At 54.3% G+C, this 17,283-nt stretch carries 17 protein-coding genes and 1 tRNA gene; 7 read left to right on the top strand and 11 right to left on the bottom strand.

From position 1 onward, the window contains the following. The first annotated feature begins 23 nt into the window (after nucleotides 1-23). From R2940_02425 to R2940_02415, 3 genes are all read left to right on the top strand, one after another. Nucleotides 24-1,391 carry a chorismate-binding protein gene (locus R2940_02425; protein ID MEZ4598627.1) on the top strand — a complete coding sequence of 456 codons (1,368 nt, stop codon included), beginning with the start codon at nucleotides 24-26 and terminating at the stop codon, nucleotides 1,389-1,391. Further along, complete coding sequence (locus R2940_02420; GenBank protein ID MEZ4598626.1) at nucleotides 1,388-2,218, top strand: aminotransferase class IV; 831 nt, start codon at nucleotides 1,388-1,390, stop codon at nucleotides 2,216-2,218. Before R2940_02425 ends, R2940_02420 begins: the two co-directional genes overlap by 4 nt. Before the next feature lie 83 nt (nucleotides 2,219-2,301). Then, nucleotides 2,302-2,387, top strand: a tRNA-Leu gene (locus tag R2940_02415). 550 nt (nucleotides 2,388-2,937) lie between these two features. Here the strand turns inward: R2940_02415 and R2940_02410 are convergent. Then, nucleotides 2,938-3,099: a HepT-like ribonuclease domain-containing protein gene (locus tag R2940_02410; protein MEZ4598625.1), complete on the bottom strand. Its 162-nt coding sequence runs from the start codon at nucleotides 3,097-3,099 to the stop codon at nucleotides 2,938-2,940. 108 nt (nucleotides 3,100-3,207) lie between these two features. Continuing rightward, complete coding sequence (locus R2940_02405; protein MEZ4598624.1) at nucleotides 3,208-3,510, bottom strand: nucleotidyltransferase family protein; 303 nt, start codon at nucleotides 3,508-3,510, stop codon at nucleotides 3,208-3,210. A gap of 205 nt (nucleotides 3,511-3,715) precedes the next feature. On the opposite strand from R2940_02405, the gene R2940_02400 reads away from it, so the two are divergent. Beyond that, nucleotides 3,716-4,390, top strand: coding sequence for a hypothetical protein (locus tag R2940_02400; protein MEZ4598623.1), 675 nt, complete (start codon nucleotides 3,716-3,718; stop codon nucleotides 4,388-4,390). A 188-nt stretch (nucleotides 4,391-4,578) separates the two neighbouring features. Here R2940_02400 and R2940_02395 read toward each other — a convergent pair whose 3' ends face one another. The 4 genes from R2940_02395 to R2940_02380 all read right to left on the bottom strand — a co-directional run bounded on the left by R2940_02395 (nucleotide 4,579) and on the right by R2940_02380 (nucleotide 7,822). Beyond that, nucleotides 4,579-5,553 carry an alpha/beta hydrolase gene (locus R2940_02395; protein ID MEZ4598622.1) on the bottom strand — a complete coding sequence of 325 codons (975 nt, stop codon included), beginning with the start codon at nucleotides 5,551-5,553 and terminating at the stop codon, nucleotides 4,579-4,581. A gap of 671 nt (nucleotides 5,554-6,224) precedes the next feature. Continuing rightward, the gene (locus R2940_02390; protein MEZ4598621.1) at nucleotides 6,225-6,566 is read right to left on the bottom strand and encodes a HepT-like ribonuclease domain-containing protein; all 342 of its coding nucleotides are present in this window, start codon (nucleotides 6,564-6,566) and stop codon (nucleotides 6,225-6,227) included. After that, the gene (locus R2940_02385) at nucleotides 6,563-6,847 is read right to left on the bottom strand and encodes a nucleotidyltransferase family protein (protein MEZ4598620.1); all 285 of its coding nucleotides are present in this window, start codon (nucleotides 6,845-6,847) and stop codon (nucleotides 6,563-6,565) included. The genes R2940_02390 and R2940_02385 overlap by 4 nt, the downstream gene beginning before the upstream one ends. 666 nt (nucleotides 6,848-7,513) lie before the next feature. Beyond that, complete coding sequence (locus tag R2940_02380) at nucleotides 7,514-7,822, bottom strand: helix-turn-helix domain-containing protein (GenBank protein MEZ4598619.1); 309 nt, start codon at nucleotides 7,820-7,822, stop codon at nucleotides 7,514-7,516. A 154-nt stretch (nucleotides 7,823-7,976) separates the two neighbouring features. Between R2940_02380 and R2940_02375 the strand changes: the two genes are divergently transcribed. Then, nucleotides 7,977-8,210, top strand: a complete 234-nt coding sequence (locus R2940_02375; GenBank protein MEZ4598618.1) for a thioredoxin family protein — start codon at nucleotides 7,977-7,979, stop codon at nucleotides 8,208-8,210. A gap of 231 nt (nucleotides 8,211-8,441) precedes the next feature. Here R2940_02375 and R2940_02370 read toward each other — a convergent pair whose 3' ends face one another. The 3 genes from R2940_02370 to R2940_02360 form a co-directional block, all read right to left on the bottom strand. Next, nucleotides 8,442-9,518: a hypothetical protein gene (locus R2940_02370; GenBank protein ID MEZ4598617.1), complete on the bottom strand. Its 1,077-nt coding sequence runs from the start codon at nucleotides 9,516-9,518 to the stop codon at nucleotides 8,442-8,444. A 185-nt stretch (nucleotides 9,519-9,703) separates the two neighbouring features. Next, entirely contained in the window at nucleotides 9,704-10,696 is a 993-nt protein-coding gene (locus R2940_02365; GenBank protein ID MEZ4598616.1) for a mechanosensitive ion channel, read from the bottom strand. Between the two features lie 141 nt (nucleotides 10,697-10,837). Continuing rightward, the gene (locus R2940_02360; protein MEZ4598615.1) at nucleotides 10,838-12,142 is read right to left on the bottom strand and encodes a transposase; all 1,305 of its coding nucleotides are present in this window, start codon (nucleotides 12,140-12,142) and stop codon (nucleotides 10,838-10,840) included. Between the two features lie 719 nt (nucleotides 12,143-12,861). Here R2940_02360 and R2940_02355 point away from each other — a divergent pair. Further along, complete coding sequence (locus R2940_02355; protein ID MEZ4598614.1) at nucleotides 12,862-13,479, top strand: DedA family protein; 618 nt, start codon at nucleotides 12,862-12,864, stop codon at nucleotides 13,477-13,479. Nucleotides 13,480-13,489: 10 nt separating this feature from the next. Here R2940_02355 and R2940_02350 read toward each other — a convergent pair whose 3' ends face one another. Then, entirely contained in the window at nucleotides 13,490-14,323 is an 834-nt protein-coding gene (locus R2940_02350; protein ID MEZ4598613.1) for a DUF4405 domain-containing protein, read from the bottom strand. 311 nt (nucleotides 14,324-14,634) lie between these two features. Between R2940_02350 and R2940_02345 the strand changes: the two genes are divergently transcribed. Next, complete coding sequence (locus R2940_02345; GenBank protein MEZ4598612.1) at nucleotides 14,635-15,942, top strand: MFS transporter; 1,308 nt, start codon at nucleotides 14,635-14,637, stop codon at nucleotides 15,940-15,942. 69 nt (nucleotides 15,943-16,011) lie between these two features. Here the strand turns inward: R2940_02345 and R2940_02340 are convergent, their stop codons facing one another. After that, nucleotides 16,012-17,274, bottom strand: a complete 1,263-nt coding sequence (locus tag R2940_02340; GenBank protein MEZ4598611.1) for a polysaccharide pyruvyl transferase family protein — start codon at nucleotides 17,272-17,274, stop codon at nucleotides 16,012-16,014. Nucleotides 17,275-17,283 lie beyond the last annotated feature (9 nt).

The following is a 17,283-nucleotide window of genomic DNA, read 5'->3' as shown; positions in this document are numbered from 1 at the left end:
CAAGAGACCTGATTCTGAATTCGATGACCCTCCGACAGCATACCTTTTCCCTCGACCGCTTCGATCCGCTGAGCCTCTTTCTGCGCCTGTCGCCGGAAGGACCGGGTTTTCTGGAAACTCCCGAACCGAGGGCCCGCACGGGGCGTTACAGCATCGTGGCCCTGCGCAGCCGCGAAGCCTATCGGCTGAACGACGATGGACTGGTGAACATTCGGGACGGTGTGGAAACGATCCTGCCCGGCGATCCCTTCGACACGCTGGCAAGAATCCACCACGATCGGCGGGTGCCTCTGCAGGACAATCCTGCCCCTTTCTGCGGAGGATTTTTCGGGTACCTCGCCTACGATCTGGCCGGCTGGATCGAAAGCCTGCCGCGTCAGGCCCGCCGCGATCGGCCGGTGCCGGTCCTGTGGCTGAACTGGGTCGATCTTTGTGCCGTCTACGATCACCAGAGCCGTTTATTGACACTGTCCACCCTCGATCCCGGCGACGATCTGTCGGCCCTGGAAGGGGAAATCCGCAGCGTCCCGGAATTGTCCCGATCCCATCCCCTCCGCTCCGGGACCTATGAGCTTGTGCCCGGAATGAAACAAGCAGAGTTCGAAACCATCGTAAGACGCGCCAAGGACTACATCGCCGCCGGGGACATCTACCAGGCCAACCTCTCCGTGCGCTTCGAGGGCAGGTCCGAACTCACTGCGGCGGACATCTACGCCCGCCTGCGCCGGATCAACCCCAGCCCCTTCGGCGGGCTGCTGCATTCCCCGCACCTCGATCTGATCTCCTGCTCCCCGGAGCGGCTCGTCTCGCTGCGCGGCCGCACCGCCGAGCTGCGGCCCATCGCCGGCACCCGCCCACGGGGCTTCACCCCGCCGGAAGACCTACAACTCGGCCGGGAACTGCTCGGCCACCCCAAGGAGCGTGCCGAGCACATCATGCTCCTCGACCTGGAGCGCAATGATCTGGGCAAGGTCTGCCAACCCGGCAGCGTCGAGGTCGACGAACTGATGACCCTGGAGCGCTATTCGCACGTCACCCACATCGTCTCCAACGTCCGGGGAGAACTGGTCGACGGCGCGGGGCCCTTCGACCTGATCCGCGCGGTCTTCCCCGGCGGCACCATCACCGGAGTTCCCAAAAAGCGGTGCATGGAAATTATCGAGGAACTGGAGCCGGTAGGACGCGGCACCTATACCGGCGGCGCCGGTTACATCAGCGTCACCGGCGAAATGGATTTCAACATCCTGATCCGGACTTTTCAAAAATTCGGCCAGGACCTGACCTACCAGGTTGGCGCCGGCATTGTTGCCGACTCGGAACCGGAGAGGGAATGGCTCGAATGCCTGGCCAAGGGCGCCGCCCTGCGTCAGGCCCTGGAGGAGGAACCATGATCCTTAACCTTAATGGGGAATTCGTCGATGCCGGGCAAGCCGGACTACCGCTGAACGACGGCGCGGTGCTGTTCGGCGACAGTCTGTTCGAAACCCTGAAGGCCAGGACCGGACGAATCCGCTTTCTCGACGATCATCTCGACCGGCTTCGTCTGTCGGCCCGACTGCTCGGCTTCCCCCTGGATGCCGCACGCATCCGCCAGGCCCTCCTCGACACCGTCAGCCGCATCGACGCACCCGTGGCCCGCCTGCGCCTGACCGTCACCCGGGGCAGCCATGCCGGCATCGAATTTCCCCCCGGCGGCCAGGGCCGCTTCTTCATCAGCGCCCTCCCCTACCACGAGCCATCCCCGGAGGAAAGAGAGCAAGGCGCCGCCTGCGTCTTCGCCCCGAACCAGCGGATCAATCCCCTCTCCCACCTGCCGCAGATGAAACGGGGCAATTACGCCGACTGTCTCTATGCCGTAAATCATGCGAGAAGCCGGGGCGCCCGCGAGGCCCTGTTCCTCACCCCGGAAAACCAGGTCCTCGAAGGAGCGACAAGCAACCTGTTCATTGTGCAGAAAGGCGCCCTGGTCACCCCACCCGCCGGCGAACTTGTGCTGGCCGGCATTATGCGCCGGCAGGTTCTGGGGGCCGCCGCAGCTCTTGACCTGCCCGGCGAAGAGCGACCGATAACTGTCGAGGAACTGTTCGCGGCTGAGGAGGCTTTCCTCACCAACTCTCTGATGGACACCCTGTCCATTACCACGGTGGAAGACCGCCCCCTTCGGAGGGGACCATGGGCAGACCGGCTGCGCGAAAAAATTGAAGAGCAGAATTCCTGAAAGAAAAACCGCCGGTCAAAATGAAACGCTTGACCGGTGCACCTTCTCTCACTATAATTCGTTTCCATTCCGCAAAAATTTTCGCCGAAGTGATGGAATTGGTAGACATGACGGTCTCAAAAACCGTTGCCCTCCGGGCGTGCCGGTTCGACTCCGGCCTTCGGCACCATAGAAAAAACAAGGGGTTACGCTTCACAGCGTAGCCCCTTTGTTTTTCGATCTACTTCATCGTCCAAGCACAAAGCGCCCTGCCGACTCAAGATGCTTGGTCCAACGACGGATGAACACGGCCACTTCGGCCCGCCACGGCGACAGCCAACACCATGTCGGCAAAATCGTCCTCCGGAGCGTCGAAATCATAACCGTTCAAAGTAAGGAAGATAGGAGCGGCAACCGCGCCAACCCGCTTGTTGCCGATATACCTCAGGGAGGAAACCGATGGCTTCGTAAAAGAGGATTCTCCTGCCTTCAAAGACCACAAAACTTCAACCTCCGATCAATAACCCTGGTGAATATTTTTTCCATCGGGCGGTAATCGCAATCCAGCCCTGCGCGAACTACAGAGAAATACCCCTCCCGACCGTCCCCCTTGAGCTCAGAAAAATCCAGCGGCGGAAGGCCGGCCTGCAATGCCATCAGTAAAGGATTTCACTATTTTTGTTCGGGATATTCGGTATCAAGAATTTTCGTCACCACCTGCCGCAAATCGGGTGCGTCTTTCATAGCAGCAGTCCACACAATGCCCAGTCAACGGAAAAATAAGCATGAACGGCGATGTTGCGGAAGGCCACAATATCCACCCAGGGGATTTCAGGATGGCAGTCCCGAAATTCTTTGGGCAAACGGGCCGCCGCCTCCCCGATGATCATAAGTTTTTGCAGACAGCGCTTCGGACAAGATCATTACCAAGGAAATGGGAACGCTCCATTCCCTGGATAAAGTCCTTGATTGCATCGGCGGCTTCGACAATATCCGCCAAATAAAGTTCCTCACGCCGCATAGAGGACCTTACGACTGGAAAGGATTTCGTCCCGAATTTTCGGCTTCAACCCTGCTTTGGGGACCAGATCTACAGGGCGGTGCAATACCCCGGACAGTTCGCGCCCCATTCTGGCCAGGTCGAGAAAGCCGATTTCTGCATCAGGAGCAAACTCCACCAGTAGATCGATATCGCTCTCCGGCCGAAAATCTTCGCCAAGAAATGACCCAAAAACCGAAAGTTCCCGCACCCTGTAACGCCGGCAGAGTTCGGCAATCTCTTGAAGTGGCAAATCAATTTTACGGGCAGTCATTGGAATCTCCGGAAAGGATTGCAAATGCCTCAAACGTTTGAATTCATTTATAGCATGCAGATTTCGAAGGGAAAAGAAAATCCTACCTTGATTCCCTCAGGGTCGCTCACCTCCTCAAGAGTTTCAATTTGATTTTGCAGCTGCCCCACCTATGACTGGTATATTTAGATGATGGTCGGCGACCATTCCCCAGATGGAGATCAGAATGAAGCTTTCTGAATTCCTTCACGACGAGATGGCGGGTTTGCGTTTCCTCCTGTCCTTGCCGCCACAGAAGGCCTCTGAGACGCATCCCGTCCTCTGTTTTTTGCATGGTCTTGGCGAGGGGGCCCCTGCCGATGTCCACGAAGGAGTGACACGACATGGTCCCCTGTCTCCGGGGGCTCCCGCCCTGGTCCGTCAGAAATTCATTGTCGTCGCTCCCCAACTTCCCATAAGGGGGGATAACTGGCGTTTTTACGATAGAGCCGTCAGGACGATTGTGGGGGAAATTCAAGCCCGACATATGGGCGATCCGCGCAGAACTTATCTCACCGGATTCAGTTTCGGCGGCAACGGAGTTTTCGACCTTGCCCTGCAGCATCCCGCCCCATGGCGAGCGCTTTGGCCTGTCGATCCGACCAGGCTGCCGGAAAAAGACCCAGGTCTTCCGGTCTGGTTTTCTTCGGGAGAAATATCAAGGCATCATAGTGCGGGATTTATTGAGAGACTCCGACTTCGACCGCTGGAAGGTAATCAGGGCGACCGCGTCTATGTCGATGAAGGGCTGGACCACGTCGGCACGGCCACTTCCGCCTATCGAAACGACAGGATTTACGAATGGCTTCTAGTGCCCCGTGCGGTTAATCAGTCTTCTAATTCTGGCTCTTTTCAACCCTGACTTCCCGAAAGCAAAAGCAGGTCCTTTTTTATGGAAGGTCGGATTCGATTTAAAATAATTTAGCAGGCGAAGTCGGGGACTTCTCGCGGGACGCTGGTAAGTTATCTCGCGGGACGCTGGTAAGTTATGTAACTTTTTGAAATAACTTTAATAACTTACCAGCGTCCCCTCAGGGGCCCCTTCAAGGGTCATGGGTCGAATTTTCGTTCCAGCCAGTCCAGAATAAGGCGGTTAACCTCGGCCGGTTTCTCCGACTGCGACCAGTGACCGCATTCGGGAAGAACGTATTTTTCCAGATCGGCACAATGACTTTCCATCCCCTCTGTGAGAGAAGGAGGCAAAAATATATCGTCGGCTGCGGAAATCATCAGGCAGGGCACCTCGATCCGGCTGTCCACTTTGTCGAGAATCCTGGCATTCCGGACAATGTTCCGATACCAGTTGATCGGGCCGGTCAGACCCCCCTCTTTAAAGGCATCGATATAGACCTGCAATTCGTCCCGAGACATCAAAGGAACCCCGGCGGGCTCGGGAGCCAGCGCCGCTTCCAGAATGAACTCGAACTCCAGGTTTCTTACCGATGGTGGCGCTGCCAAATACTGTTCCATGGTCATCGGCCGCGCCCGGAAAAGACCTCCCAGAAAGGCGGGGAGGACCTCGGCGGTCAACCCCATTTCAATCCCTTTTTCCAGAAACGCCATCCGGTAGTAGCGATCGCTGTAGTTCTCAAGCATCCAACGGATGGGATCGGGGCCCATCCGCTGAAAATAGCGGTGCGGGGTATTCAGTGCGATGATACCCGCCACGCGCTCCGGATGAAAGGCGGGCATTTCCCATACCACGTGACCTCCCCAGTCGTGACCGCAAAAGATTGCACGGTCCAGTTCGAGGGCATCAAGCAGTCCTGTCAGATCGTCGACAAGGTTCAGAATATCGTAGGCTTCGATCGCCTCGGGTTTTTCCGTTTTTCCGTATCCCCTTAGATCGGGTGCGATGGCGCGATAACCCGCCTCGGCCAGAACGGAGAGTTGTTTGCGCCAGCTAAAGGCCAGCTCGGGAAATCCATGGCAAAAGATAACAGGAAGCCCGCACCCTTGCTGGTAAACGGCCATTCGGATGCCGTTGGTGCGGATAAAATCAGGCTCTGGAAATGGTAAGGTCATGCTTTTTCTCCCATATCACTGATTTTCCACCGAGATTAGGCCTAAGTGGAATTGGTGTCCCCCGAATTCTGTCGAAGTCCTGGGAACATTCACCCCAGAGGGCCAAGAAGCAACAGAGCAGGAATCGTCAAAATCATCGTTGAAATGATCTACCAGACTGAATCGGGCTCACCTTTTATCCTTTTCGACAATCCAACCCCGACTGTCACCAAAGCGGCCAGCAGCGATCCAGCAACAATGGTATGGGCCGCCAATCCCCGGGCGACACAACTCAGGAGGGATACAGGCGTGAAATACAGCCCCACAAGAGCGACGACAGCAAGCGATGGCAGGATGATGTGTCTGAAAGGTCTGGACATTTGAAGTATCATTGGTGGACCTTGCAAGGGATGCGATAAATTGCCCTCTCGCGACCCGGATGCTCGACGGATGTTGAACAATTTGACTCTGTCCCCTCCGGGGTTCCCGTTCCCTTCGGGTTCCCAAAATCTTAGAAGGTCCATTTTGAGTGGTTGATTTGGTCCGACCCCCGAACACCGGCAGAGTTTTCAATGAAGTGAATGTGTCGATGGGCATGAAAAAATCTATGACGGACGGCCGTAAAATGTTCAGCCCCACGTCAAACGATTTCATGGGCCATGGCTTTCGCGGCCCCTCTCTGGGCAGAGGAACTATTCAATGGCAGCCATTATTTTGAGAGCTTTTTCGAGTTGAGGGATATCCTGTTCGATTACCAGCCAGATCGTCTCCAGATCCAGGCCTAGGTAATCATGGACAAGGACGTTACGAAAGCCGGCAATCGCCCGCCAATCGATGTTGGTTTGAGTATTTTTAGCAGATTCGGATAAACGTTGACTCGACTCGGCCAATACCTGAAGATTCCGGACCACGGCATCCTGCACAAGTTCAGATTGGAAAAAATTGGTGCGATCGCCGGCTGTATATTTTGCAATGCGGCCGATACACTCCAGCATGTGCTCAACAAAAACTTGGTCGCGTTCAGAGAGAATCATAAATCAACAGCCTGTTGTAGGACCTTTTCCCGGATCTTCGGATGCAAAGCGGCGGCGGTTACAACATCAACCCGTTGGCCCAGCAAGTCCTGAAGATCCATCAGCAACCCACCCAACGCCAGGGCGGAACGCCCTTGCTCAAGATCCACCAGGATATCAACATCGCTGTCGGGCCTTGCATCGCCACGCGCACGAGAGCCAAAAACTCGCACCCGTCGCGCTCCACGCAACGCTGCAAGTTGTTTGATCTCCTCTCGATGGTCTTCAATAAGCTTGTCCATTAGTGCCTCGGCAAAACGGAAAATCTGCAAATCGTTTTAGATGATTGATTTCATTTATAGCATGCAGAATTCGAAGGATAAAGAAAATCCTCCCTTGATTCCCTCAGGGTTACCCCAAATCCTTAGAAGGCCCATATTGCCCCCGAAAATCGACCTGTAAGCGTATTTTAGGGGCATTTTTTCAGGCATTTTCTTTAAATTTCAACTAGTTGATTTGGTCCGACCCCGAACCTGGCCCGATTGATATCCGCAATGCACCGCTTCAGGAAGAAGCCTTCCGACTGGGTCTGATTCCCTTTGTTCCGGGGAGATAACAGATGGTCATGACGGGTCGTTTACCAGAGAATATGTATTGCGCACCGATGCCAAGCAGTCTCAGGACAGAAAAACCTGTCTGAACTATCCCATTTTGGGTTGTATAGTTCCCAATATGGGAAACTCCAACAGAAAAACATTCAGCATCAGCGATGCTCTGTTTACAAAATCACAACCAACCAATATGTCTTATGGCTTAAAATTCATGGATATGCGCTATTCGCGAATCGCGAATAGCGCAAGAAGATTTTTACAGCAAGAATTTCCCGTAAATATTGCTTCAGAAAAAGAGCTCTGGGGTAGATTCCGGGTCATGTTGCTTTTGAAACAAGGGAAAATGCCAAGGAGTCCTTACCGGACATTGGTCTCTTCGGCATCAAGTTCGTGAATCTTGTGTATGATATCGACGAGCCTTTCACCTTTCGGCGTCAGGGAGTAGACCGTTCGTGGAGGTAGTTCATTGAACCTTTCTTTTCGCAGCAATCCGTAGGAGGTCAGTTTCCTTAGCCGCTCTGAAAGAACCTTGGTGGATATACCCGTAATGTACCTCTCGAGAGCACCGGGGCGATCGACACCATTTTTAATGGCCATCAGGACGGAAACCGACCACTTGCATCCCACCACCTGCTCCAGGCACTCATAGTTTTTTCGAGAATTCATCAAAATTTTTCCGCCTTATTAGCCGTGTTTTACACCATTTTGTTCCCTACGCACCGAAAAGTGCCTTCTTGTCTAATGTGACGCAGGATCCCATATTGAACTTATGGAGCGAAACTTTCTAATCGACTTAAATCCTGCCAGAAAGGAGCACATCATGTTTAAAGCCATATTTTATCATGCCGGCTGCCCGGTTTGTATCGAAGTAGAGCATAAGCTTGCTGAGGCAATCGACAAGACCAGATTCCAAGTGGAGATTGTCCATCTCGGCAAACAGAAAGATAGACTTGCGGAAGCGGAGGAGGCCGGTGTCAAATCCGTCCCGGCACTTGTCCTCGATGGTATCCCGTTCCACATCAACCATGGGGCGGACCTTTCTGCTCTGAAGTAAGACTTTCCCGTTATTTAACAACTTGACTCCGTCCCCACCGGGGTTCCCTTTCTGCTCTGAAGTAAGACTTTCCCGTTATTTAACAACTTGACTCCGTCCCCACCGGGGTTCCCTTGGAAAATGAGAGAGGCTCCACGTGAACTGTCAGAGCCGAACAGATAAGGAGGGTACAAGAAAGGGGCTGCCTATCGCAGCCCCTTTCTTGTCCGTTCAGTCATCAAACCAAGAGGGTCACTGATTGGGGGCCCGCACGGGTAAAATCAGCAGTTTTCGCGGATTGTGGGAATAGATCATTTCGTTGTTTTTGGGGTCGGCATCTTCGAATTTCGGCATTTTAAACGCGGCCTTCACTTCCGTGTTCTCCGGAACTTTTACCTTGAACGTGTAACTTGCCATTCCCCCGCCCTGTTGCAGCCGTTTTTCCGGGTCGAGACCCGCCAGGGTCACTCCTCCCCAACTTTTGCCATTCAGGGAGAGCATCAGCGTCAAAGCATCCGTTCCTTTTTTTCCATACACCTCGTCCGCGATCCTGCCTTTGCCGAGGTTACCGACTTCGACATGGACGCTGTCCCCCTCCACCTTAAGCGAGGTGACGGCGAGATCGGGCGGTGTTGAAAAGGCCTGGTCCACCTGGTGTTGGGTTCCGGGAAAGGAAACCTTGACTTCAAGTTCAGGGGTCAGATTGGTGAAATTTTCGAGCACCAGAAAGTACATTCCCTGGGTCTTCGAGAGTTCTGTGAAATCGATATCGTGATGCATTCTCCCCAGGGAAATATGGTTTGCAGGAGTGTCCGGGAACCTGACGGATTGAGAATATCCATGGAGATAAACCGGCACCTCTTTCTTCTTTTTCTTTTTACCAAAGATGTTATCAAGGGTCGCTTTGGCCGACCTGACAAATCCGCGGATCTCGTCGCCGGCAAGGTATTCCATCGGATTGTAGTTGTTCGCTTCATTGACCCACTGTTGAAATTTTCCCGGCTGCATCGGTTTTTTCTGATCGAAGAAACGGGAATCCACGAATGACCAGCGGAACACAGGCTCGACTTTGCGCCCCTCCCGGGATTTTTCGACGGCCCTCTGGTATCGCTCCTCGTTGGGGTTCAGCAACTTGAATTCGAAATCGACACGACCCGGCTGGGTCACTTCGATGGGAAAAAGCAGGAGGTAGGAATCCTTTGCGTCCCCGGTAAAGAGCTTGATCTGCTGATGAAACAACCCCTTGTTTTCCGTGATTTCGGAATGAGCCGGCCTGCCGACTGTGACACATAAAGCTGCGACTATCAAAAAAACAAACCCCCTCTTCATTTCTGCCTCCTTGATGACAGGACACCGCTTGTGCTCCCGATAATCGTGCGGGTCACAAGCGGTCTGACCTCAATTTAAAATCAGGTGATTCTTCAATTCATGAATAACCCAAAATTACAATTAATTTACGAAAAGATCAATGATTTTTGAAGTCGCCCCTGAACCGAAAGCTGTTCTTCCAGATCCTACTCATCCTCGCCTTTCGGGTGAATGCGAAGAGGAGGCAAACCGACAACCTCCATGGTCGCCGAGGAAATTTCAATCCCCGCCTCATCGAACCCTTGCAAAATCTCGCGGCTGATTGCGTCCTTCAGTTCGCGGATACCGGAATCTCTCGCGATGAAACGCATGCTCATTTCCAGCCAATTGTCGGTCAAGCGCCAGTAGACCCGGGGACGCAAGTCTGCCGAACGCAAAAAGTATCTTCGCTTCAACTCCTTGAGGTCGCTTTCTGAAAGCTCGGACAACGAAACCGTGTGTCTTCGCGCCGCCTCCAGCATGATCCTCTCCGCCTCGGCCCGGTTCGAGCGGTAGTGCACCGGCACCACCATTTCCTCCCAGATGTAGGGAAAATAGAGAGTGTAGTTGTAGACCGGTTCTTCGAAGATCTGAGCGTTGCTCACCGAAACGATCCTCCCGGTATACTGGCGGCTTTGAACCCACATGGCCGGCTCGTCCTGCTGGACGGGCAGAGGCTGGCCCATCTCCATGATCGTGGTCTGCATCAGGCTGAGAGCGATTACGTCTCCGCGGACCCCGCCCATGCGGATGCGGTCTCCCACATTGAAGGTCTTCCCGCGGAGGATGATAAAGTATCCGGCCAATGCCGTGATGACCTTCTGCAGGGCAAATACGAGAGCCGCCGTGAGCAGGCCAAGGGCCGTTGTCAGGCGTCCGGGATCGTCGAACCAGATGGAAGCCAGGCCCAGGATCAGAATCAGGGCCAGGAAGATGGTGATGCCCTGACGGGTCCAGAAGGCCCGCCGCTGCCATCGACGGTTCACAAAAGAGCGGGTCAGGAAGCGGCGAAGGAGGAATCCTATGAACAGGATCAGGAGGATGAACAGAATGGAAAACAGAAACTTTTTTACGTTTACCGCATGAACACCGACCAGCTTGACTCCGAAAATCTCCACGGCCCGGTTGGGCCCGACGAGGCGAAATATCTGGTCCACCATGGCAGCCTCCTTCCATCAATAGTCGGAGTCCAGTATAACAGGCCCATTTCATCTCTAACTGGACTTTAGAGTCACAGCACTCCCTTTCCAGCGCGTAGGTTGTTCGTGGAGCGGTTCCTTGATTGTCAAACAGGTCTTAAACTACGCGACCTTGTCCAGCATGGGATGATAATCGTCCTCAACCGGCCATTTTCGGGGTCCGAATTTACCTGACTTCGAGTGCCACATGGCCCGAATGTTGACATGGCCAAAAAACCTTTGCAGCCCCTGGCGGACTCTTCCGGCGGTAATGGGCTGATTCCGGCGCCAGGGAGCAAAAGAAGCCAGGACTTTCACTTTTGCATCATCAAGGAGCACCAGTAACTGGGGGATGGCATAGCTGAGCGACAGTATCTGCACCCAGCGATGGAGTACCTGTCGAGACTGCTGCCAGGTTTCCTTCCATCCCCAGCGATTCTTGAGTTGGTTGAACAGATCCTCAACCGACCACCTCCGCCCATAGTAGAGAATAACCCGTGCGGCGGAAAGAGACAGGTCGGTGGAGAGAATCAGGCTTGGCTTGGTACGAGAGCCATCCTCATTTACGAGCCGGCTCCAGACAATCCGTACGGCCCTGCCATTCAGAAAGCGGGCAAGGACAATGGCAGAGCGGTAGTACACCATCTGAGTCTTGCCGTAGATAAGGCACTCCATGCTGACTTCCGGTAAGGAATCGACCCATTCTGCGGAGACCTTGTCGCCGTACTTTCTGGGGCGGCCCCTCTTGCCGGTACGCTCAGACAGATGAAAGAGCGCGGTGTCCCGGCGCACCTGACCTATCACCTGTAGGCCATGGTTCAAGGCATACGAGATAAGGGAACAGCGCATATACCAGCTATCCATCAACAGGATGGTCTGGAAGCCTTCGAATAAAGGAACAATCACGCGCAACAGCGTTTTTGCGGCAACCAGTTTGCCTGAATTACCTCCCTGACGAGCCAGGCGGGAGAGAATCGGGATGCCCAGTGCGCGGAACCCTTTGGAAAGCGTCAGAGCCAAGGTAACCCAGCGCTGCCCTCTGACAAAGGCTGGGCGATTGGCTTTTCTCCCATGTTCATAATGGATGGCTGAACCGGGAGCTATCTTTGACGATCTGAACACAATCGTATCGTCAATCATGAGAAACCAGCGTCGACGCGGGAACATCTGCAATACAAGGCGAACCGTCTGACGCCCTAAGGCAACCCATGACCACTTCCCGAAGTGGAGCCATTTGTAATAACTGTTCCAGTGCCTGACGGCATCGATCGCCAGGTAAGCGTCGGTCACAAACCCGGTCTGTGTCAGCATTGCCCCGAAGAGCAGTTCCAGAAAAGTTGGGACAGAACGTTTTGGGAGAGCCCCTGCCAGAAATGTGATAGCATCAAACAGGGCTCTGGGGATATGTCGGTATCCCTTGTAGTCCATAGCGGCCTCCAGAGAGAAAATAAATTTCCCTCTAGAGGCCGCGCCTTACTCGCTCTCAAACATAAAGTCGCGAGTAAGGCGCGGCCCACGATTTGGGCCTCCATGTCAAGTATTATTTTGTGCTGCTGATACTTTTTTCAAAGAACGCGAAAGTCTAAAGTCCAGTCATCTCTAGACGCCTGGGAAAAAATCTACGGCCCAAAATGACCGGATGGTAATGTTCCTGTCATCTTAGCACTCATCGGCGAAGCCCTCCATCCCCGTGCAATTCGTGCATAACCAATGAAAAAAGCGGGGTTTTTCAGAGATCGCGTTTACCGCTTGACAAGATTGTGGCCGACGATTAGATTAGCGGCGAAATCAAAGGGGAGTAGCATCCGGCGGGATAAATCGCCGGCCCGTGCTTCGTCAATACGGCGGTCTATCCGCCCGGACACGGGGTTGCGATCAACGTAACTTGCAAGACCTTTACACTGCAGCAGATTGCCGCAGGTAAAGGTCTTTTTCTTTATCCACGGTCCTTCTGCCGGCACTCGTAAGGAGAGTTGACTGTCGCTGGTCCTGATGGTCGTTGGGGGGAAAGAAGGTGATCAACACCGCTTTTGGCAAGGTCAGGGATGCCGGGGAGTCCGGGAAATAACGGGAGGTTTCATCGCCGCAGGAGCGGCAGACACAGATCTGGTTGCGTTTGTTTCATGCCTGTTTTTGAAAGGTAGACCATGGAAGAGCTGTTCATTGCATGGCTCAAGCAATACGGATATCTCATTCTGTTCGTCTGGAGCATTCTGGAAGGTGAGACCGGGCTCGTCATGGCGGGCGTTCTCTGCCATACCGGCGACATGTCCTACCCGATAGCCGTTTTCGTCGCACTACTGGGCGGTTTTACCGGGGATCAGGTCTACTTCTACATCGGCCGTTTCAACAAGGGCTTCATTCAGCGCAGACTTTATAAGCAGAGACGCAAGTTTGCCCTCGCTCATCTGCTGCTGAAAAAATACGGGTGGCCTATCATCTTCGTTCAAAGGTATCTGTACGGTCTTCGCACCGTCATACCGGTCTCGATAGGGATAACCAGGTATTCATCCAAAAAGTTCGCCCTTATCAATATATTCAGCGCTTTGATCTGGGCAACGGCAACGATCACTCCCGCCTATCTATTCGGCGAAGAAATCCTTACTGTTCTGACCTTCACCAAGGAGCACTGGTACTTGGCCCTGCCCCTGGCCGGGGTTTTCCTCTCTGGAATTTATGCCTATTTTCACCAGCTGGAAAACCGGCTGCTGGAACGCCGGAATCATCGTCGAGGCCGCGTTCCTTTGCACAAAACCGTTTCGTGAACAGGTTCGGTCAATTCGATGAATCCTGGTCGGTAATCTTTCGGATCGTGTCATAAACTTCCATGGCACTCAGTCCATTCAGCTCGGCGACCTGCTTGAGGCTCATCCCGACCTCGCTCCTGATATTTTTTTCCTGCAGGGCGTTTACGATCTGATCGGTATTCAGGCCGTATCGGGTGCACAATTCCCCGAGGGTCAGCTTCCCCAGCCCCTGCCCCGGTTTCTCCGGCATCCTTTGCCCGTTGGCCGAAAGAGAACCCCTGACCATGGCCAGATAGATCTCCTGAGGGGCTACGCCGTTGGCAAGGGCAATCTCCTTCAGTGGGCGGAGATCGGATTCAACGGTGTAGCCCGCCTCTGCCAGGCCCCGCAAGGCCCTCTCGAGGTCTAGATCCATGTGTCTGGAAAAATCCCTGAGGGTGGACAGTTCCGCATGGCCGTAGGGGGGGTCGCCATATTTGCGGACGGCGGCCTCCTTGATGCGGGTGTTGATATCGATGATGGTTGAAAAGGGTGGAATCACGAACTGAGTGCCCGCAACGAACAGCAACGTCAATGCGAGGGCGAGGTTGAAATCCACGGTAAATATTTTCACCTGCCGGCGTTTATTCCGCAGATAGAGAGTGATGCTGTTCCAGTTGTAGAAGGTGTGGATCACCAGAGCGGCGAGAAACAGGATGCCCGAATTAATATGAATGGCCGTCCAATCATCCTTGGACAGCCCCCACAGTTTCCAGTCGGCCCAGTAGGCTACTCGACCCTGTGGAACGATAAAGAGGACTGTACTGGTCAGAAGGATGAAGAACATCGACAGGAAAGCGGTCAGGGAAGCGATACGTCTCATCTGCACAATCTCCTCCTTTTCGAACTTGAATTCCAGGGGCCTTGGAAGCCGGTAAATGCGGTGAAGTCCAGCCCCGGCATGTTGCTTTCAGGGTCACCTGCCCGCTTACCGGCTTCAGATTACACTTTGCCAAGGTAAGAGAACACCAAATTTTTGCGGAGTTCCCCGGGCGGGCGATGCCTTGCTGCCAAAGCTCGTTTGGATAATAAATTCCGCCCGTATAGAAAAATCAGGGTTTCAAGGAGAAGATTTTTCCTGTAAGGTCCGTTGGACGGTCAATCCTTTCAACCCGTTTCTGCAAGGATCCGGTCATGTCCTCCCCACCACTCCAGAATACCTTCCGGCGCCGATGGTACATTTTCTGGTGCCTGGCCTTCGGCTACGCTCTGGTTTTTTTTCATCGCCTCTGTCCGGCGGTCGTGGCCACCGACATGATGGCCGACCTGCAGGCAGGGGGTTCACTTATCGGCTTTTTGAGCTCGGCCTATTTCTATCCCTATGCCCTTATGCAGCTGCCGGCCGGGCTGCTTTCCGACAGTTGGGGCCCCCGCAAAACCATCACTCTGTTTCTCTGTATCGCCGGGGCCGGCTCCCTGTTGCTCGGCGTCGCCCCTTCCCCGACCTGGGCGGTTCTTGGCCGTCTGCTTGTGGGACTGGGGGTTTCGACCCTGTTCGTCTGCACGCTGAAAATCCTCGCCGAATGGTTCAGCGTACGGGAATTCATCACCATGACCGGGCTCCTCATGGCCGTAGGCGGAGCCGGTTCCCTATCGGCCGCCTCCCCCCTGGCCCTGCTCAGCACCTGGATCGGCTGGCGTCTCTCCTTCGTGCTGGTAGGCCTGCTGACCGCGATTCTGGCGATCCTGATATGGTGCGTGGTCCGGGATCGTCCAGCCGAACTGGGATGGCCCTCCCCGGCGGAGCATGCCGCCTCGACGGATCCTGCCATCAGCCTGGCGGCGAGAGTCCGTCTGGTTCTGACCTGCCCCGCCTTCTGGCCGCTCGCCATCTGGTTCTTCTTCAAATACGGCGTTTTCACCGCCTTTGCCGGGCTGTGGGGCGGGCCCTACATGATGCACATCTTCGGGTTGAGCAAGGCCCGGGCGGGCAATATCCTCTCCCTCGTGGCTTTCGGCATGATCGTGGGCAGCCCGTTGCTCGGGATCCTGTCCAACCGTATTCTCAAGGGGCGCAAACCGACTCTCGTTCTGGCGAGCTCTGTCCTCGTGGTCATCACCGCAATTCTGTCCTTTGCGACCGACAACCTGCCCCTTGCGCTGCTCGGGGTGCTCTGTTTTGCCTTGGGCGTTTTTGGCGGGGCGATCGCCGTGATCGGCTTCACCACCGCCAGAGAGCTTTTCCCCTCCGCCATGGCCGGGACCGTTTTCGGACTGGTCAACCTTTTCCCCTTTGCCGGCGGCGCCTTCCTGCAACCGCTCCTGGGCCACATTCTTGAAGCCCACGGCCAAATCGGCCCTGCCTTTACAGTGGAGGGTTATCGCCGGGCTTTCCTTGCTCTTCTGCTCAGCGCCCTGGTGTCCCTGATCGCCGGCCTTTTCGTAAAGGAAACACTCCCGGGGGAGGCTACCGGTAGTTCATCACAATCGGACGATAAATAGGAGGGCCCAGTGGGACTGCCGGACGACAGTTTATTCCGCTCACTCTAGGGAGACGATTGTCAGTTCCGATTATGGAATTGGAAAGCTTGGGGGCTCCTCGAAGAGTGCCGGCTGTTTTGCCTGAAACCTCTGGTTCTGAAAAATTCCGGTGATGACCTGAGCCAGTTTCCCTTCGAGGCTGTCCCGCTGTCTCTCAATGAAATGAACGATAAGGCGGATATCCTGATCCCGGGACAGAGCCTCCCGCAGTTGCCCGAGACGTTTTCGCAAGAGTCTCCGGGAGGTCAGTTCATGGGCATGCACATAGTAGTTCAAGGCTTCGACCATCGAATAGAATACCCAGCGTTTGTCACGCCAGGCATGGGCGGGACCGCAACTGACATCCCATTGTTCCTCGTTGATGGTTTCACCGATACAGATGGCAGGAGTGCCCAGACGCCAGGCATTGACGCAGACGTGATAGGTGTCGGTGACGACAAAGGCATAGCCCTTCAGCAGGTCGAAAAGACCTCCCTCACAGGCTTCTTTTTCCAAATTGATGAGTTGCAGGGACGGAAAATGCCAGCGTTTTTTTGCAGCGACATTCCGAACGATTCTCCAGGGCAGCCATTGAGCCTCAAGACCTGCCGCCCGGGCCAGCCTCCGGGCAAAAACAAACTGCTTTGACCGATTCCCGGAATTCCGGTGAAAGAAGACGCCCACCTTGTTCGTCCCGAGATTATTTCCCCGAGGAAAATTTCTCGGCAGAATCTCGAGATCTTCATCCCTCAGCAGGAACGCGCAATCCATGCCGAGAAAGGAGTTGTCAAAATTTCCCTTGAGATGATTGACCCGCAAGGCGGAAAAAACATCGCGCATCCAGACATTGTCCACCCGACCGAGAAATCTCTTCAGCGATTGGGCATATGTCCCTCCGGCATAATCCTCGATTTTGTTGAAAAGCAGGTTTTCCCCGAACACGATGACTTTTCTGAATATCTCGGGAGAAGCATCCTCAAGGAAAAAATGTTTGTCGACGAACTCCAGACCCTGTTCCAAACTGGCCACTGTGCCCAATTTTACCTGACGTCTGGCTTCAAATAACCGGTAGTGGGCCATGTGAAAGAAATCGCCCCAATAGACGATCAGATCGCTTTCATACAAAAAATCCAGGTCATCCAGAAAACAGGCATACTGGAAAGGAAGTCGCGTTCTTTGAAGAATAGCGGTTTTTTCTTCTTCCATGCGTTTGGCATGAAGCCGGCCTTCATCGCTTATTTTCAAAAAATGCAGTTCGGCCTCAGGAAAATGACGCCTGGCAAAAGCGAAAAAAGCCAGATCGACACTGGACATTCCCGGATT

Source organism: Syntrophotaleaceae bacterium (assembly GCA_041390365.1).
GTDB lineage: Bacteria > Desulfobacterota > Desulfuromonadia > Desulfuromonadales > Syntrophotaleaceae > JAWKQB01.
This window is presented reverse-complemented; position numbering and strand designations above follow the sequence as displayed.

What these genes read in the sequence shown, in the direction of transcription:
- R2940_02405 (MEZ4598624.1), bottom strand. Translation starts at nt 3,510, where the DNA reads ATGACTGCCCGTAAAATTGATTTGCCACTTCAAGAGATTGCCGAACTC.
- R2940_02390 (MEZ4598621.1), bottom strand. Translation starts at nt 6,566, where the DNA reads ATGATTCTCTCTGAACGCGACCAAGTTTTTGTTGAGCACATGCTGGAG.
- R2940_02345 (MEZ4598612.1), top strand. Translation starts at nt 14,635, where the DNA reads ATGTCCTCCCCACCACTCCAGAATACCTTCCGGCGCCGATGGTACATT.
- R2940_02370 (MEZ4598617.1), bottom strand. Translation starts at nt 9,518, where the DNA reads ATGAAGAGGGGGTTTGTTTTTTTGATAGTCGCAGCTTTATGTGTCACA.
- R2940_02425 (MEZ4598627.1), top strand. Translation starts at nt 24, where the DNA reads ATGACCCTCCGACAGCATACCTTTTCCCTCGACCGCTTCGATCCGCTG.
- R2940_02375 (MEZ4598618.1), top strand. Translation starts at nt 7,977, where the DNA reads ATGTTTAAAGCCATATTTTATCATGCCGGCTGCCCGGTTTGTATCGAA.
- R2940_02365 (MEZ4598616.1), bottom strand. Translation starts at nt 10,696, where the DNA reads ATGGTGGACCAGATATTTCGCCTCGTCGGGCCCAACCGGGCCGTGGAG.
- R2940_02340 (MEZ4598611.1), bottom strand. Translation starts at nt 17,274, where the DNA reads ATGTCCAGTGTCGATCTGGCTTTTTTCGCTTTTGCCAGGCGTCATTTT.
- R2940_02420 (MEZ4598626.1), top strand. Translation starts at nt 1,388, where the DNA reads ATGATCCTTAACCTTAATGGGGAATTCGTCGATGCCGGGCAAGCCGGA.
- R2940_02360 (MEZ4598615.1), bottom strand. Translation starts at nt 12,142, where the DNA reads ATGGACTACAAGGGATACCGACATATCCCCAGAGCCCTGTTTGATGCT.
- R2940_02380 (MEZ4598619.1), bottom strand. Translation starts at nt 7,822, where the DNA reads ATGAATTCTCGAAAAAACTATGAGTGCCTGGAGCAGGTGGTGGGATGC.
- R2940_02350 (MEZ4598613.1), bottom strand. Translation starts at nt 14,323, where the DNA reads ATGAGACGTATCGCTTCCCTGACCGCTTTCCTGTCGATGTTCTTCATC.
- R2940_02395 (MEZ4598622.1), bottom strand. Translation starts at nt 5,553, where the DNA reads ATGACCTTACCATTTCCAGAGCCTGATTTTATCCGCACCAACGGCATC.
- R2940_02400 (MEZ4598623.1), top strand. Translation starts at nt 3,716, where the DNA reads ATGAAGCTTTCTGAATTCCTTCACGACGAGATGGCGGGTTTGCGTTTC.
- R2940_02355 (MEZ4598614.1), top strand. Translation starts at nt 12,862, where the DNA reads ATGGAAGAGCTGTTCATTGCATGGCTCAAGCAATACGGATATCTCATT.
- R2940_02385 (MEZ4598620.1), bottom strand. Translation starts at nt 6,847, where the DNA reads ATGGACAAGCTTATTGAAGACCATCGAGAGGAGATCAAACAACTTGCA.